Genomic DNA, 15,387 nt, shown 5'->3' with positions numbered 1-15,387 from the left:
TCGGGACAGATGTCGTTACAGATCAGGATCAAAAAATCGGGGCTTCCAGCACACAGTCGTAGCGCTGCTGGCCGACATGCCGCGTCGGTGGCGCGACGCTGGAACAGGTCGGCCTGGCAAACCGGCAACGCGGATGAAACGCGCAGCCGTCGGGTAGCTGCAGGGGGCTTGGCGGCTCACCCTGCAACGGCTCGCCGGGCAACGGGCGATCCGGATCGATTTCCGGAATCGCCTGAATCAGCGCAGCGGTATAGGGGTGACGCGGCGAGAGAAAGACGTCCTCTACCGGGCCTTCTTCAACAATTTTGCCCAGGTACATGACCGCCACCCGATCGCACAGGCGACGCACGATGGCCAGGTCATGAGCAATGAACAGAATCGCCAGGTTCATGCGCTGGCGCAGCTCCAGCAGCAGGTTGATGATCTGTCCCTGAATGGAGACGTCCAGCGCCGCCACGCATTCGTCGGCAATGATCAGCCGTGGCTCGATGGCCAGCGCGCGGGCGATACCGACACGCTGACATTGTCCGCCACTCAAGGCACCCGGTTTGCGTTCGGCAAATTCGGGCCGCAGACCGACCATGTCGAGCAGCTCGATAACCCGCGCCGGAATGTCGGAAGTGGCGACCTTGCGCTGCACGGCGAGCACCTCGGCCAGCGTCGCACCGATGGTCATGCGCGGGTTGAGCGAAGAGGACGGGTCCTGAAAGACCATCGCGGTTTCGCTGCGCAGGCGTTGCAGATTGATACCGCTGCCCTGGGCCATGTCGACGTCATCGAAGACGATCTGCCCGGAGGTGATGTCATTCAGGCGCAGAATAGCCCGCCCCAGCGTGCTCTTGCCGCTGCCGGACTCGCCGACCAGACCCAGCGTTTCACCCGCACAAATGCTCAGCGACACCCCGTTGACGGCGTGCACCCAACGCTTGTTGAGACCGAGGAAACCCGAGCCGGGGGCCGGGAAGCGCACCACCAGATCATTGACGTTCAGCAGTGTGGTGCCGCTCATGAAACGGCCTCCCGGGATTGCACCAACGGGTGGTGACAGGCCGCAGCATGGGCAACGCCCATCGGCCGCATCAGCGGCAGCTTGTCAGGGCAGTCTGCCCCCGCATGACTGCAGCGGGCATGAAAACGACAACCGCTTGGCAGTGCGTCGAGCAAGGGCGGCTGACCGGGAATGGTCCGTAGCAGTTCGCTGCCCGCGCTGCTGGCGGGCTGGCATTCGATCAGGCCGTGGGTATAAGGATGGCGTGCGCGAGCGAGCACGTCGCGCTTGCTGCCGTGCTCACACAGGCGACCGGCATACATCACCGCGATAGAGTCGCAGGTTTGCGCCACCACGCCGAGGTCGTGGGTGATCATGATCAACGACAGCCCGTGCCGGTCGCGCAAGTCCAGCAACAGACGCAGGATTTGCGCCTGCACCGTCACATCCAGTGCGGTGGTCGGCTCATCGGCGATCAGGACCTGCGGCCCACAGCCCAGCGCTACGGCAATCATTGCGCGCTGGCGCATGCCACCGGAAAATTCGTGGGGGAAGTTATCCACACGCGACGCCGGATCGGGAATGCCGACCTGGCGCAAAAGATCGATGGCCTGCGCCCGGGCTTCACGCTTCGACGCGCCCTGATGCAGACGCACACCTTCGGCGATCTGCTCGCCGATGCGCATCAGCGGGTCCAGGTGGCTGCTGGGATTCTGGAAAATCATGCCGATCCGCCGTCCGCGCATGGCACGCATTGCAGCGGCATCCAGCGTCAACAGATCGACATCATTGAGGCGTACCGAGCCGCCGCGCACGTGCAGATCCGGCGACGGCATCAATTGCATCAACGCCCGGCAGGCCATGGTCTTGCCAGAGCCACTTTCACCGACCAGCCCGAGAATCTCGCCCTGGTGCAGGTCGAACGACAACCGGTCAACCAAGGTCACTTCGCGATTTCGATGGTTCGCTGCATGGCTCGCCACCACGCTCATCTCGCTGACCTGCAGCACGGGCGTACTCATTGCCGTTCTCCCAGGGTTTCGGCGACGCCGTCCGCCAACAGGCTGAAGCCCATAGCCAACGTCACGATGGCCAGGCCCGGAAAGGTGCAGATCCACCACGCCGAGGTGAGGAACGCCTGCCCTTCGGCGACCATGGTCCCCCACTCCGCCATCGGTGGTTGCACACCCAGGCCCAGGTAGCTGACCGATGCGCCGCTGAGCAGCACCAGAACCGCGTCAGACATGGAAAACACAATCGAGCCGAACATCGCGTTGGGCAGCAGATGGCGGAACAGGATACGCAAGTGACCAAAACCCAGGCTTTTGGCCGCCAAGGCAAAATCGCTTTCCTTGAGCACCAGGATCTGTGAGCGGATCAGCCGCGCATAAGACACCCAGCCCACCAGTGCCATGGCGATGTAGAAGCTGCCCAGGCCCGGCCCGAGAATCGCGATGATCGCCAGCATCAACACCAGAAACGGGAACGCCAGCACGATGTCGATCACGCGCATGCACAGGTTGTCGAAGCGCCCGCCAATGTAGCCCGACAAGGCGCCGATGAAGGTCCCGATCATGAACGGGAAGATCACCCCGAGCACGCAGATCTGCAGGTCGACGCGTGCCGCCCAGATCACTCTGGACAGAATGTCGCGACCAAAATTGTCGGTGCCGAACGGATGCGCGAGGTGCGGCGCGAGCATACGCAGCTCGGTGTTCTGGTAGATCGGATCGTAAGGTGCCAGCCATGGCGCAAACAGCGCCAGTATCAGCCACCCGCCCAGTAAGCAGCCGCCCAGCAGCATCGCCAGCCGGCCATTGCGCAAACGCAGGCGCAGCCGGGAACGCCAGTGCGGACGAAGATGCGCATGGGCTACGGTCATTTGATATTCACCCGCGGGTCGATGGCCACCGTGGCCACATCGGCAAGGAAGTTCACGATCACCGTGGCGCATGCCAGCACCATCGCCACACCCTGCACCACCATGTAATCGTGGCTGAAGATGCCGCGCACCAGCAACTGACCGATGCCGGGAATCGCAAACAGACTTTCGATCACCACGGTGCCGCTGATCAGCCAGCCGATGTTCACCGCCAGCAGGTTGATCGAAGGCACCAGCGAATTGGGCAACACGTGGCGCCGAAACAGCGCACTTTCACTGAGGCCACGCGCCCGGGCCGCCGTCACATGATCGGCTTGCAGCTCCACGAGCATGCTCGCACGCAGGTTGCGAATCAGCACCGCAGACAGGGCCAGAGCGATGGTCAGACAGGGCAGCACCAGGTGATGAACCTTGTCCAGCCAGTCGCTGCCGTAGCCCGACACCGGAAACCAGCCAAGCTGCACACTGAACATCAGGATCAGCATGATCCCCAGCCAGAACGCCGGCATGCCCAGCCCGGTGGTGGTGAAGACGCGGATCAGGTTGTCGCTCCAACTGCCTTTGTTGCGCGCCGCGAGCGTGGCGAGGGGCACGGCAATCAGCAACGCCAGCAGAACGCTGCCCAACACCAGAAATACGGTGGGCTCGATCCGTGTGCTGATCAGCTTGAGTACGTCTATCTTGTACAGCAGCGATTTACCCATATCGCCCTGCACCAGGTTTTTCATGAAATACACGTACTGTGTCCACAGAGGCTCATCCAGACCATACTGGGCGCGGATGTTGGCCAAGGCCTGCGGTGTGGAACGCGAACCCAGCAGGATGCGCGCCGGATCGCCGGGGATCGAACGCACCAGAATAAAGGTGACCAGGCTGATGCCGAACAGCACCGGCAGCAGCTGCAACGGACGCTGGAGAATGAAACGATAACGACCCAGATTCATCAGACGCCCCGATGCTGTGACAGAAAATTCAGCAGGACCGGAAAGTACGCCGCCGCCCCCTCTACGTAAAAGGGCAGAGCAAAGTTGTAGTCGAACATTGACCATCCGTCGACTTTGATTGTTTTCAGCTCATCCGGCCTGTGTTCATAGCCCATTGCATTGCACCTTTGCGGACGACGCTCATGGCATCAACCCTATCCTGCAAGGCGAGCGCAGACAGCTAGCAATTCTTATAGGTTTTACAGGACTGTCAGCCGATTGGGCGCACGCGTGGCACCGTCCTTGCTAATTGCTATATTAGGGCCCTACATCGGCTCAATGACAAAGGAGGTCATGCCATGCATATCAGGTTGTCGGATTTCAATTCGCGGCTGCAGTCTGCATCCACGCTGGATCAGCAAATGGATTGCGCGCTGCTGCTGGCATCGGATCTCGGATTCGATGCCGTAATTTATGACTACAGCCCGGTGCCGGTGTCCCATGATGGAGCACTGATCACCCCGTCGCTGCTGTCATTGCGCAATACACCTGCGGACTGGTACGCGCTTTGGTGCAGTCAGGGCTATTACCAGATCGATCCGGTGCAACACCTGGCCGTCGCCAGCGTCTCGCCTTTTGTATGGTCATACCAGCCCAGGGCCGAGACGGTCCTGAAAACCTTCATCACGGATATGCACAAGCCGGTGGTGCGCTATCTGCATGACTCACACATGACCTGTGGCGTGACGGTGCCGATCCACATGCCCAAAGGCGGTTTCGCCACATTGACCGGTCTGTGTGCGGACGGCAGCGACGTCGCCCTTGAGGACGCCCGCCAGAGCCTGGCCGAGTTCGGCCTGCTGGCTCACGCCTTTCAGGAGGTCGCCTACCCGCTGTTCGACCAGAAAATTCGCTCGTGCAATGCGATCAGGCTGACCCCGCGCGAGCGCGAATGCCTGAGCTGGTCTGCCGAGGGACTGACGGCCAGGGAGATTGCCGATCAGCTCAACCGCTCTGTCGCCACGGTGACCTTGCACCTGAATTCGGCCATGCAGAAGCTGGGGGCCAAAAACCGTGTACAGGCGGTAGTGCGTGCCGTTCATTACCGTTTACTCGACCACTGACCGGTTTATCGGCCAAAACCTATCATTTTCTATAGTTATGAGGCGCAAGACGCCGCGCTATGGTGCCCCCAAACTATCCAGCAGGGACCGGCGACATGGCAGATATGACGATCAAGGAAGGTTTTGCGCCTTTTGGCGACTATCAGACGTGGTATCGCATCACAGGCGACCTGCACGGTCCCGGCACACCATTGGTCATTCTGCACGGCGGCCCCGGTTGTACGCACGACTACGTCGATTCGTTCAAGGACATCGCCAGCACCGGCCGGGCCGTTATCCACTACGACCAGTTGGGTAACGGAAAGTCGACCCACTTGCCCGACAAGGGTCGCGACTTCTGGACGGTCAAACTGTTCCTGAGTGAGCTGGATAACCTGCTTGAGCACCTGGGCATCGAAAACAACTACGCATTGCTGGGCCAGTCGTGGGGCGGCATGCTGGCTTCAGAGCATGCCGTGCGTCAGCCCGAAGGGCTGAAAGCGCTGATCATCGCCAACTCCCCCGCAGACATGCGCACCTGGGTAAGTGAGGCCAACCGGCTGCGCGAGGATCTGCCATCTGACGTACAGGCCGCGTTGCTCAAGCATGAAAAAGCGGAAACCTTGAAAGACCCGGAATACCTGAAAGCCTCGCGAGCATTCTATGACCGTCACGTGTGCCGCATCACACCGTGGCCGGAGGAGGTAAAACGTACCTTCGACGCGATTGACGCCGATCCGACCGTATACCACGCCATGAATGGCCCTACCGAGTTTCACGTTATCGGCACGATGAAGGACTGGACCATCGTCGATCGCCTGAAACTCATCAGCGTTCCGACCTTGCTGATTTCCGGTAAGTATGACGAAGCCACACCGCTCGTCGTGAAGCCCTATGTGGATAACGTCCCCACCATCAGTTGGTCTGTTTTCGAAGAGTCCAGTCACATGCCCCATGTAGAAGAGCGAATGGCCTGCATGGGATGCATCGCAGGTTTTCTTGACACGTTGGTCGAATCGGTTGCAGAGTCCGCAGCTTGATGTTCAGGCCTGATGGGTCCACGCCCTGAGAGTTGCATTATTAGAGTGAATACTTTAGTAGCATTCACCCGACTAACGGTTAACTTTGCTCACAGTGTTACTGGAACTTTTTGCCAACATACCGCTGCCTTACAGCAGATAGTTGCAAAAGGCCATTATGAAATAACTTTCATGGCTATTTTGTTAAAGCTCTCTCGTTTTCAGCAGAAAAACAGTTACTGGAAGGAAAGTATTGGCCTTCCGCCTGTTTTGCCGCTGGAGGCAACCATGAACCTCAGATCGTTAAGTATTTCACGCAGGGCCTCCCTGTGCTTTGGCGTCATTACCTTACTGTTGATCGGTCTGGGTGCCTTCTCCTACGTGCAGATCGACCATCTGCGCAAGGCTGAGCAGAACATTGAAGAAAACTCACTGCCCAGCATCCAGGTGGTCGACGACATTCAGATCGCCCTGCTTCACGCTCGCCTGGAAAGCATCAGGATGCTTGCGAGCACCGATCCCGCTGTACACGCCACCGCGGAAGCCAAGGTCCGGGAAGCGATCGAAGCGCTGCGTGCCAACAGCGACTTTTATCAAAAACACCTGCTTTCAGGTGAAGCCGACCGCGCGCAATTCGAAGAAGCCAACAACAAGATGAGCGTATACATTGATGGCTTGAAACAGGTCGTCGCGCTGGACAGCTCTGATCATGAAAGAGCGGTCTCCCTTGCCAACGGAGAGCAGGCCCAAAAGGCCACTGCGTACCAGGAAAAACTTACCAGACTGCGCGAGCAAAATGCCACGGAAGCCGTGAGCTCCGGGAAAGATGCAACCGAGGTCTACAATCACAGCGTCAACGTCCTGATGATTGTGCTGATCGCAGCGTTCCTGCTTACCGTGGTCCTCGCTATTGCCCTGACACGCAGCATCGTCGACCCGATCAGCGTCTCGCTTAAACTCGCAGAAGACATCGCCGCCGGTGACCTGACCCGACAACTTAGCGTTGCCGGCAGTGATGAAGCATCACGCTTGATGACGGCCCTGAATACCATGTCGGGGAACCTGCGCACCACCATTCACGAAATTTCCGGCGCCTCCGCACAACTGAGCACTGCCGCCGTCGAGATGACGTCGATCACCGAAAGTGCCGACCGCACGCTGCAGCAGCAGAACAGCGAAATTGAGCAGGCTGCTACTGCGGTAAACGAAATGAGTGCTGCCGTAGAAGAGGTCGCTCGTAATGCTACGTCGACCTCGCAGGCCGCCCAACAGTCGAGCCTTTCCGCCGACCTGGGTAACCAGCGCGTTAACGAAACCCTGACGGCCATGCAGAACCTGACAGGCCTGGTCGAGGGCTCTTCAGCGCAAGTCACTGCGCTGGCTGGCCAGGCTCAGGACATCAGCAAAGTGCTGGGCGTGATTCGCGGTATTGCCGAACAGACCAACCTGCTGGCACTCAACGCAGCCATCGAAGCGGCGCGTGCCGGTGAACAGGGTCGCGGCTTTGCTGTGGTAGCCGATGAAGTGCGGGCTCTGGCGCATCGCACACAGACGTCCACCCAGGAAGTCGAACAGATGATTTCAGCGATTCAGGCCGGTTCTTCCGCCACGGTCGAGTCCATGCAGAAGAGCACTGAGGAAGTTCACAGCACCCGCAAGACGGCAGAGGACGCCGGAGAGTCGCTGCGTCAGATCACCAACTCGGTACTCGAGATCAATAACCGTAACCTGCAGATCGCAGCGGCCTCCGAGCAGCAGGCGCATGTAGCGCGTGATGTCGACAGAAGCCTGGTCAGCATTCGCGACCTGGCCGTGCAGAGCAGCGAAGGCACCCGTCAGACCCTGATCGCCAGTACCGAACTTTCGCAGTTGGCGGTCAACCTGAATGATCTGGTGCTGCGCTTCAAGACGTAATCCAGAACAACACCCACACATGCCGGGCATGACAGAAGGGCAGCAGATTCGTCTGCTGCCCTTCTTTATATAGCGTCAGTACCGTTTTCGGCAAAAAACCCGCAATGGTTCCTCCAGCCGGCGGTCCCCTCCTCTCAAAAACTGTGAGCCGCGTCTCTCTGCTGACAGCCTTTCAAACACATAGTCTTCATTAGTTGAAATAGGATCCATAAAGACCTATTTACAAGCACAGGCTATTTGAAAAAGCCCGCAACGTTGACAGGGGCATTGAACTCATTCAATAGTTGGCGTCGAACAACACAATATTTATGTAAGCCACGATCAGGTATGACACGATCACTTCCTGCACGGGATCGGCAGCGCCCGGCGTACCGCCAAGGCCGCATCAGTGCTTTTATGACCAGGGTGACACATTTTGAACAACAAACTGACTTCAGCAGAGCTGGCAGTCATCAGTGAAATCGAGGCCACTTCCAGTCTTTTACGACTGGTGACCCGGCTGACCGGGCTGAGATTTGCGGCAATTGCCAAAGTAACCGAGGCCAGCTGGACCGCATGTGCTGTATACGATGAAATCCAGTTCGGGCTGGAACCCGGTCATCAGCTCAAGCTGGAGACCACGTTCTGCAATGAGTTGCGTCAGCACCGCCAGCCTATCGTGATCAACGAAGTCGCGACCGACCCCGTCTACGCAGAGCATCCCATTACTAAAATGTACGGTTTCCAGAGCTACTTCTCGTTGCCGATCATTTTTCCCAACGGAGAGTTCTTCGGCACCCTGTGTGGCCTGGATACCAAGCCTGCGCCACTCGATGACGCCAATACCCTCGATACCCTGAAAGTGTTTTGCACGCTGATCGCCAGCACGCTGTATGCGCACTATCAATTGCAGGAAATGCAGGAAGTCACCGCTTAAGGCATGGAATGCCTCAGACGCGCAGTTTCCGCTCCATGATCAATGTGCGCTCCTCTCCCTCCAGGTGCTCCCGCACCACGTTGAAACCCAGCGCCAAGTAGAACGCCTGCGCAGTCAAGGATGACGGTACAACCATTCGCACCGCGCCCGCATTGCGTGCGACAGCCTCCAGCTCGGCCATCAATAAACGCCCGATCCCTTGCCTATGCCTGTCAGGGTCGACGAATACCGAGCGCACGACCTCCCCCTCCAGACTCGCAGTGCCCACCACCACATTGCCCTCTGACGCCACGAACACCTGACGCTGCAGCATGAACCGCTCGATCGCACCCGGGCCGAAACCCGATTGCACGCGCTCGATCACGCTGACGGGATAATCCCTGGCATTGCTGGTTCGCAAGGCCGCCAATATCACTCGACTGATGGCATCCGCTTCGGCTATGCGGGCGGGTCGTACCTTGATGCTCATGGCGTGGTTCCTGGTTACCCTGCAGTAGGTGAATTCATTTCGAACGCGCAATGGCAAGCAAGACACCGCTCATACGGCGAAGGATTTGCGCACTCCTCATACAAAAAATGTAGGCGAACAGCCCGAATAACGACGTTCGGTCAACTTATTTTCGGCCAGTCGACGAATGGTAGTGCTCACAAGATACCGTAAACAAATGGCCAACCCCTCGCCGTGCGCGGCTTGAACAACGATAGCGTTCAAAAAATCCGATCTGCGGCCGATTAATCGGTATCTCGCCGCTGTGGTCGGAATATTTTCGTCTGTTAAAGTGAGTTTCGTGATGTCATATAGTCATCATCGAGCACCCATTGAGAATTGTCATGAACGCCAGTGCCCCTATTCCCTTGAATGAAACGCAACGTCTGTTGCGCATACGGGAGCTGTGCGTGCTTGAAGATACGTCCGATGACGTATTCGATGAAATCGTCGCGATGACCGCTGCCTTTTTCGAGACGCCGATTGCCTTGATCTCGATCGTCGATGAGCACCGTCAGTGGTTCCGCGCAAGGGTAGGCCTGAATGCCCGCGAAACACCACGCAACGTGTCCTTCTGCGCCTACACCATCCTTTCCGAAACACTGTTCGAGATTCCCGACGCCACGCTCGACGAGCGCTTCGTCAACAACAGCCTGGTGACCGGACACCCTGACATTCGCTACTACGCAGGCGCGCCACTGATCACCGATGACGGCATTGCCCTGGGCAGCCTATGCGTGATCGACACCAAGCCGCGCGAGCCGATGAGCGAGTACCAGACGCAGATGCTCAAGCGCTTTGCGTCGCTGGTCATGAAACGCATTGTCGGCCTCAGGCTCAGTTGCTTTATCGACCAGCCCACCGGCTTGTACAACCGCTCGCGCCTGCAGGAAGATATTCATCAGGCCGTGGCATCCAGTGTCGATTATCAGTTGGTCGTGGTGGATATGATTACCTCCGCGTTCCTCAACGATATCGTCAAGGCCCTGGGTTACAGCTTCTCCCAGGACCTGGTAACAGGTATCAAGAGCCGCTTGGAGCGCCTGTTGCCGCCGACCTGTTCTTTATACAAGGTCAGTCCTACGCGCTTCGGCTTTCTGTTGGCAGGCGACCGTACGCCCGAACACCTGTTCCGCACCATCCTCAAGGATTTCGAGACGCCCGTTGAGTGCCGGGGAATTCCGGTGCAGATGCAGGTCGGCCTGGGCGTCGTGACCCTTAACCGTAATCCGGTCGAAGAACAGGACTGGATGCGCATGGTGATCAGCGCTGCCGACGATGCCCGCGACCGCGACCTCGGCTGGGCGATGTATGAACCGCACTTTGACGCCGCCCAGCAGCGTGCTTTCAAATTGCTCAGTTCGTTGACCGGGGCGGTGCATGCTGACGATCAACTGCGTCTGGTCTACCAACCGCGCATCGACCTCGACTCTGGCCTGTGCACCTCGGTAGAGGCCTTGCTGCGCTGGAATCACCCGACGCTCGGCGCCATCGGGCCTGCCGAGTTCGTGCCGCTGGCCGAGAAGACCGCTCTGATGCGCCCGCTGAGCCTCTGGGTGCTGACCAGTGCAATCGAACAGGCCGCTCGTTGGCAGCAGCAGGGTTTCGATTTCCGTATTGCGATCAACGTGACGCCCGAAGACCTCACCGGCCCGGCGTTCACCGACCGGATGATACGCCTACTGGGCAAGCACAAGATTGACCCCACCCGCTTTGAGCTGGAGTTCACCGAAGGCGCGTTGATGCACAACCCGGCAGAAGTGCGCCACCAGCTGGAGCGCATGCGCCAGGAGGGCATGGATGTGGCGATCGATGACTTCGGTACGGGCTACAGCAACTGGAATTACCTGCGGCAGCTGCCTGCGACGACGGTCAAGCTCGACCAGTCGCTGATCCGCAATCTGGCGTCCGACAAAACCGATCAGCGTCTGGTCAAGGCATTGATCGGTCTGGCCAAGAAACTTGGCTACTGCGTCGTGGCCGAGGGCATCGAAACCGACGAGATTCGTCGCCTGGTCAAGCAGTGGGGCTGCGATGAAGGTCAGGGTTATCTGATCGCCAAACCCATGGAAGCCGAGGCGTTGCTGAACTGGCTGGGCCCCAACCAGCGCCTGCAGAGTGCCTCCGAAGCCGCAGAAGCCGCCATCATCCGCGACAAACGGTTATAACCTTAGAACACATCTTCATAACCGATTACAACGCAAGCCGTTATGCTGCCCGCCACTTTTTGCCTGATGCGTTTGCTTGAAAAAGGTTGGATATGGAAGCGGGTGGTCTGGGTTTCGTAGTTGCAGGACTGGTAGTCGGTTTCATCGTGGGCATGACCGGAGTCGGCGGCGGCTCGCTGATGACTCCGATACTGCTGTGGTTCGGGATCAATCCGGCCACGGCGGTCGGCACGGACTTGCTGTACGCGGCGATTACCAAATCCGGCGGGGTTCTGGTTCATCGCAGGAACGACAACATCGACTGGAAAGTTACCGGGCTGCTGACTCTGGGCAGCGTCCCGGCGGTGCTCATGACACTGTGGTTTCTGAGCACCCTGCACACCGCCCCCGAAGCACTTAACGCGATCATCAAGCAGGCCTTGGGCTATGTGCTGCTGCTTACCGCACTCGCCGTTCTGTTCAAGAAAAAACTGCTGGCCTTCGCTCATCGGCGCGGAGACGGGTACTCGTTTTTCAGCGGCACCAGCCTGACGGTACTGACCGTCATCACCGGTCTGATCCTCGGCACCATGGTTGCACTCACCTCCATCGGTGCAGGCGCGCTGGGCACGGTGGCCCTGTTCATCCTCTATCCATTGCTGCCGACCCGACGTCTGGTGGGTACGGAGATCGCCCATGCGGTCCCGCTCACGCTGGTCGCAGGCCTGGGTCATGCGAGCATGGGCAACATGAACTGGGAGTTGCTGGGCTGGCTGCTGATGGGCTCACTGCCCGGCATCTACCTGGGCAGCCACATGGCCGGCCGCGTCTCCGATGACCTGCTACGGCCCTTCCTGGCCATCATGCTGGGCACCATCGGCTTCAAGCTGGCGTTCTGATCGGCGCCTATCCATCAGCCTGTCACATTTCTGAGTCAGGCTTGCCCACGAACATAGCCTCGAAAGCCGCAGAGCCGGTTTGCTTGCAGGCTGTGCGCACTCATCGGGAATTGTAATTTTTTGTAGCGAGACACCGATTTTCGGCGCAGGATTTCGTGCGTCAGCTTCAGCGCCGATGACCCGGCACAGACTTACCCTCACTGAAAGGAGATGCCAACAATGCTCATCCGAATTGAAGAAGGTGTATATGGCGACGCTTGGGTTGTAATACTGGACGACTACCCGGTCAAATGCCGGAGCTGGCAGGAAGCCAGAGAATTTGCCGACCGCATGAAATCCAGAATCGACGCGCCTCATTCGCTGCCGCATATGGCACGCCGCGCAGCGGCCGAGATAAGCGTTCAGGCGGCCGCCCGCTAGACCGCCCCCTCCCCGCGAATTAATCCCTACAGCGTTGCCAGGCAATGGGCGACGCTGCTTCACCCTGTCATGTTCGCCCTGTCATAACGCCGCTTGAATTATCGAACCACTTCTCGTTTCCATGACATCCGTTTCACATCCCCTTCACGTCCGGCTGCGTAAATTGGCCCTACTCCTTTGATGAATCCCATTTGGCCCACCCCGTTGTGGGCCATTTTTTTGCCTGCAGAAAAGTGCCGGTGCTCCCACGCTGATGCGGCGGGATTACTCGTCTTGCGCTGCGGGCGACGATGATACAGCCAGCACTTGGCTGCCCAATACGCCAGCATTCAGCTCTGCCAGCCGATCACTGCCGGTGCCATTGGCAACGTGATTGCTCCAGCTCGCCACCGAAACTGCCATCCAACCCAGCACAAACAACGCAGCTGCCTGTAACGCCCACTTGGTCATGATCGACATACGCTTTCTCCTTGTTCAGGTCTGGATGGCAAGCATGTAAACACCTCACCATTGCAGAAGAATTGCAGAGATTTTTATTTTTGCCAGCCGACATTCCACCTTTGTGAGCAAAGGTGTCGAAAAACAGGAGGGAGCGATCTACATGAGGAAATACCCACGCCCGCAGGCGGGGTATTTTTGAAAAGCGGGGTCAGTACTTGGTGCTTTGCTGCTCAGGTCTGGCCGGTGTGTCCACATGACTCGGACCCGCAATCAGCAGAGCCAGCACGCCAACGATTGGCACGGCAACAACGACAATGATCCACATCAGCTTGTTGCTGGATTGTGCCTTGCTCTTGCGAATACGCAGTACTGCCCAGATGTCCGAAATCACGATCAGGGCGGTCAGCGCTGCGAACAACCACAAATGATTTTCTGATATCCAACCCATTTGAAATCTCCTGCACCATCAACGAAGGCAACCAGATCGGCTGCCCTACTGTAGAAGAGGTCAAAAAGAGCCTTAAAGTTCAGAGAATATTTCGGATTGTGACCGGGTGCTCAGCGCAGAGGCAAGAGCGTCCAGAACGGCACGCCCAAGCAGAGCATGGGCACGATAGGCGTATTCCTCTGCACATCGCTCCTCACACTCCAGCGTGGGGTTGCCGTTCGTGACGCTGCGCGTCACATCCCCGTCAGGTAATCGGTGCCGGGTTGAAGAGCGTGATGTCGTTGTGCAGCCGGTAATGCTCGGTCCAGGTCTTCTTCTTGCCGCTGGCCACGTCCAGGTAGAAGTGGAAAAGCTCCCAACCCAGGTCCTCGATGCTCGCGCGTCCGGTCGCGATGCGTCCGGCGTCTATGTCGATCAGGTCAGGCCAGCGCTGGGCCAGTTCGGTGCGGGTCGAGACCTTCACCACCGGCGCCATTGCCAGACCGTATGGAGTACCGCGGCCGGTGGTGAACACGTGCAGGTTCATGCCGGCAGCCAGTTGCAAGGTGCCGCAGACAAAGTCACTGGCCGGTGTCGCGCAGAAGATCAAGCCCTTGCCGCTGACCCGCTCGCCCGGGCCGAGTACGCCGTTGATGGCGCTGCTGCCTGACTTGACGATCGACCCTAGAGACTTCTCGACGATGTTCGACAACCCGCCCTTCTTGTTGCCCGGCGTGGTGTTGGCGCTGCGATCAGCCTCGCCTTTGGCCAGATAGCGGTCGTACCAGTCCATTTCCCGCACCAGCGCCTGTGCGACGTCCTGATCCTGTGCGCGGGAAGTCAGCAAATAGATGGCATCCCGCACTTCGGTCACTTCGGAAAACATCACTGTCGCCCCAGCGCGCAACAGCAGATCCGATGCGTAACCCAGCGCCGGGTTGGCGGTAATGCCGGAAAACGCATCACTGCCGCCGCACTGCATGCCCAGAATCAACTCCGACGCCGGAACCGTTTCGCGACGCCGCAGATCCAGCTTTTTCAAACGTGTTTCGGCCAGCTCCATGATCTGTTCGATCATTTCATTGAAGCCATGACTGGAATCCTGCAAGCGATACAGCCAAGGCTCGCTGAGGTCCACCGAGCTGTCGCCCTCATGCATGACCTGTCCGGCCTGCAACTTCTCGCAGCCCAGGCTGATCACCAGCGCTTCGCCGCCCAGGTTCGGGTTGCGCGCCAGGTTGCGTACTGTACGAATCGGGATGTAGGCATCGGTGGCCGTGATTGCCACGCCGCAACCATAGCTATGGGTCAGCGCCACGACGTCATCGACGTTCGGGTACTTGGGCAACAACTCGTCACGGATGCGCTTGACCGCGTGGTCGAGCACACCGGTCACGCACTGCACGGTAGTGGTGATGCCGAGAATGTTGCGAGTGCCCACTGTGCCGTCGGCGTTGCGATAGCCTTCGAAGGTGTAACCCTCGAGCGGCGCCTGCTTTTCCGGCACGGCATCGGACATCGGCAGGCTGTCGAGCGCAGGCGCGGAAGGCATGCGCAACTGGTCTTCCCTGACCCAACTGCCGCGCGGTATTGGTTGCAATGCATAGCCAATGGTGTGGCCGTAACGAATCACGGCTTCGCCCACGGCCAGGTCAACGGTGCTGACCTTGTGGCTCTGCGGTACATTATCGACAGTGACCAGGCCGTTGTCGAATTCGGTTCCGGCCGGCACACCCTGGTCGTTGACCACGACCACGACGTTATCCAGCGGATGCAGCCGGATATAGCGTGGCGAATCGGCATGTTGAATCAGGTTCATCA

Annotated in this window: 16 protein-coding genes; 7 read left to right on the top strand and 9 right to left on the bottom strand. The window is 58.7% G+C overall.

What is annotated here, in order from left to right; genetic code table 11:
* Positions 1 to 28 precede the first annotated feature (28 nt).
* Genes BT119_RS16740 through BT119_RS27295 form a run of 5 tightly spaced genes read right to left on the bottom strand, consistent with a single transcriptional unit; the run spans position 29 to position 3,969 of the window.
* Positions 29 to 1,009, bottom strand: a complete 981-nt coding sequence (locus BT119_RS16740; protein ID WP_003368633.1) for an ABC transporter ATP-binding protein — start codon at positions 1,007 to 1,009, stop codon at positions 29 to 31.
* Positions 1,006 to 2,010, bottom strand: coding sequence for an ABC transporter ATP-binding protein (locus tag BT119_RS16735; protein WP_072366382.1), 1,005 nt, complete (start codon positions 2,008 to 2,010; stop codon positions 1,006 to 1,008). The genes BT119_RS16740 and BT119_RS16735 overlap by 4 nt, the downstream gene beginning before the upstream one ends.
* Positions 2,007 to 2,870 carry an ABC transporter permease gene (locus BT119_RS16730; protein ID WP_044309452.1) on the bottom strand — a complete coding sequence of 288 codons (864 nt, stop codon included), beginning with the start codon at positions 2,868 to 2,870 and terminating at the stop codon, positions 2,007 to 2,009. Before BT119_RS16730 ends, BT119_RS16735 begins: the two co-directional genes overlap by 4 nt.
* Positions 2,867 to 3,814, bottom strand: a complete 948-nt coding sequence (locus tag BT119_RS16725; protein ID WP_072366380.1) for an ABC transporter permease — start codon at positions 3,812 to 3,814, stop codon at positions 2,867 to 2,869. The genes BT119_RS16730 and BT119_RS16725 overlap by 4 nt, the downstream gene beginning before the upstream one ends.
* Positions 3,814 to 3,969 (bottom strand): hypothetical protein, encoded by a 156-nt coding sequence (locus BT119_RS27295; protein WP_003368637.1) that lies wholly within the window; start codon positions 3,967 to 3,969, stop codon positions 3,814 to 3,816. Before BT119_RS27295 ends, BT119_RS16725 begins: the two co-directional genes overlap by 1 nt.
* A 183-nt stretch (positions 3,970 to 4,152) precedes the next feature.
* Here BT119_RS27295 and BT119_RS16720 point away from each other — a divergent pair, with 183 nt between their 5' ends.
* The 4 genes from BT119_RS16720 (at position 4,153) to BT119_RS16705 (ending at position 8,745) form a co-directional block, all read left to right on the top strand.
* Entirely contained in the window at positions 4,153 to 4,917 is a 765-nt protein-coding gene (locus tag BT119_RS16720; RefSeq protein WP_003368638.1) for a LuxR family transcriptional regulator, read from the top strand.
* 95 nt (positions 4,918 to 5,012) lie between these two features.
* Positions 5,013 to 5,936: a proline iminopeptidase-family hydrolase gene (locus BT119_RS16715; RefSeq protein WP_044309451.1), complete on the top strand. Its 924-nt coding sequence runs from the start codon at positions 5,013 to 5,015 to the stop codon at positions 5,934 to 5,936.
* 267 nt (positions 5,937 to 6,203) lie between these two features.
* Entirely contained in the window at positions 6,204 to 7,829 is a 1,626-nt protein-coding gene (locus tag BT119_RS16710) for a methyl-accepting chemotaxis protein (RefSeq protein ID WP_003431594.1), read from the top strand.
* 415 nt (positions 7,830 to 8,244) lie between these two features.
* Positions 8,245 to 8,745: a GAF domain-containing protein gene (locus BT119_RS16705; protein ID WP_003431595.1), complete on the top strand. Its 501-nt coding sequence runs from the start codon at positions 8,245 to 8,247 to the stop codon at positions 8,743 to 8,745.
* A gap of 13 nt (positions 8,746 to 8,758) precedes the next feature.
* Here the strand turns inward: BT119_RS16705 and BT119_RS16700 are convergent, their stop codons facing one another.
* A complete protein-coding gene (locus tag BT119_RS16700) occupies positions 8,759 to 9,214 on the bottom strand; it encodes a GNAT family N-acetyltransferase (RefSeq protein WP_072366378.1) in 456 nt (151 codons plus the stop codon).
* Positions 9,215 to 9,576: 362 nt separating this feature from the next.
* On the opposite strand from BT119_RS16700, the gene BT119_RS16695 reads away from it, so the two are divergent.
* From BT119_RS16695 to BT119_RS16685, 3 genes are all read left to right on the top strand, one after another.
* Entirely contained in the window at positions 9,577 to 11,400 is a 1,824-nt protein-coding gene (locus BT119_RS16695; RefSeq protein WP_003431597.1) for a sensor domain-containing phosphodiesterase, read from the top strand.
* A gap of 92 nt (positions 11,401 to 11,492) precedes the next feature.
* Positions 11,493 to 12,278, top strand: coding sequence for a sulfite exporter TauE/SafE family protein (locus BT119_RS16690; protein ID WP_003368645.1), 786 nt, complete (start codon positions 11,493 to 11,495; stop codon positions 12,276 to 12,278).
* 219 nt (positions 12,279 to 12,497) lie between these two features.
* Positions 12,498 to 12,698, top strand: coding sequence for a hypothetical protein (locus BT119_RS16685; protein WP_003313743.1), 201 nt, complete (start codon positions 12,498 to 12,500; stop codon positions 12,696 to 12,698).
* Between the two features lie 264 nt (positions 12,699 to 12,962).
* Here the strand turns inward: BT119_RS16685 and BT119_RS16680 are convergent, their stop codons facing one another.
* The 3 genes from BT119_RS16680 to garD form a co-directional block, all read right to left on the bottom strand.
* Positions 12,963 to 13,157 carry a hypothetical protein gene (locus BT119_RS16680; RefSeq protein WP_003431599.1) on the bottom strand — a complete coding sequence of 65 codons (195 nt, stop codon included), beginning with the start codon at positions 13,155 to 13,157 and terminating at the stop codon, positions 12,963 to 12,965.
* 190 nt (positions 13,158 to 13,347) lie between these two features.
* On the bottom strand, positions 13,348 to 13,587 hold the full coding sequence (locus BT119_RS16675) for a PLDc N-terminal domain-containing protein (protein ID WP_003431600.1): 240 nt from the start codon (positions 13,585 to 13,587) through the stop codon (positions 13,348 to 13,350).
* A gap of 244 nt (positions 13,588 to 13,831) precedes the next feature.
* A complete protein-coding gene (gene garD, locus BT119_RS16670) occupies positions 13,832 to 15,385 on the bottom strand; it encodes a galactarate dehydratase (RefSeq protein ID WP_003368648.1) in 1,554 nt (517 codons plus the stop codon).
* Positions 15,386 to 15,387: the final 2 nt, after the last annotated feature.

Source organism: Pseudomonas sp. NFACC10-1, from assembly GCF_900119195.1.
Classification (GTDB): domain Bacteria; phylum Pseudomonadota; class Gammaproteobacteria; order Pseudomonadales; family Pseudomonadaceae; genus Aquipseudomonas; species Aquipseudomonas cerasi.
Note: the sequence above shows the minus strand (reverse complement) of the source record. Positions and strands in the feature narration are given on the sequence as shown.

Bases quoted from the DNA above. Each gene is read 5' to 3' on its own strand.
- garD (WP_003368648.1), bottom strand. From the start codon at position 15,385: ATGAACCTGATTCAACATGCCGATTCGCCACGCTATATCCGGCTGCAT.
- BT119_RS16690 (WP_003368645.1), top strand. From the start codon at position 11,493: ATGGAAGCGGGTGGTCTGGGTTTCGTAGTTGCAGGACTGGTAGTCGGT.
- BT119_RS16725 (WP_072366380.1), bottom strand. From the start codon at position 3,814: ATGAATCTGGGTCGTTATCGTTTCATTCTCCAGCGTCCGTTGCAGCTG.
- BT119_RS16680 (WP_003431599.1), bottom strand. From the start codon at position 13,157: ATGTCGATCATGACCAAGTGGGCGTTACAGGCAGCTGCGTTGTTTGTG.
- BT119_RS16740 (WP_003368633.1), bottom strand. From the start codon at position 1,009: ATGAGCGGCACCACACTGCTGAACGTCAATGATCTGGTGGTGCGCTTC.
- BT119_RS16710 (WP_003431594.1), top strand. From the start codon at position 6,204: ATGAACCTCAGATCGTTAAGTATTTCACGCAGGGCCTCCCTGTGCTTT.
- BT119_RS16685 (WP_003313743.1), top strand. From the start codon at position 12,498: ATGCTCATCCGAATTGAAGAAGGTGTATATGGCGACGCTTGGGTTGTA.
- BT119_RS16675 (WP_003431600.1), bottom strand. From the start codon at position 13,587: ATGGGTTGGATATCAGAAAATCATTTGTGGTTGTTCGCAGCGCTGACC.
- BT119_RS16715 (WP_044309451.1), top strand. From the start codon at position 5,013: ATGGCAGATATGACGATCAAGGAAGGTTTTGCGCCTTTTGGCGACTAT.
- BT119_RS16700 (WP_072366378.1), bottom strand. From the start codon at position 9,214: ATGAGCATCAAGGTACGACCCGCCCGCATAGCCGAAGCGGATGCCATC.
- BT119_RS16735 (WP_072366382.1), bottom strand. From the start codon at position 2,010: ATGAGTACGCCCGTGCTGCAGGTCAGCGAGATGAGCGTGGTGGCGAGC.
- BT119_RS16730 (WP_044309452.1), bottom strand. From the start codon at position 2,870: ATGACCGTAGCCCATGCGCATCTTCGTCCGCACTGGCGTTCCCGGCTG.
- BT119_RS27295 (WP_003368637.1), bottom strand. From the start codon at position 3,969: ATGGGCTATGAACACAGGCCGGATGAGCTGAAAACAATCAAAGTCGAC.
- BT119_RS16720 (WP_003368638.1), top strand. From the start codon at position 4,153: ATGCATATCAGGTTGTCGGATTTCAATTCGCGGCTGCAGTCTGCATCC.
- BT119_RS16695 (WP_003431597.1), top strand. From the start codon at position 9,577: ATGAACGCCAGTGCCCCTATTCCCTTGAATGAAACGCAACGTCTGTTG.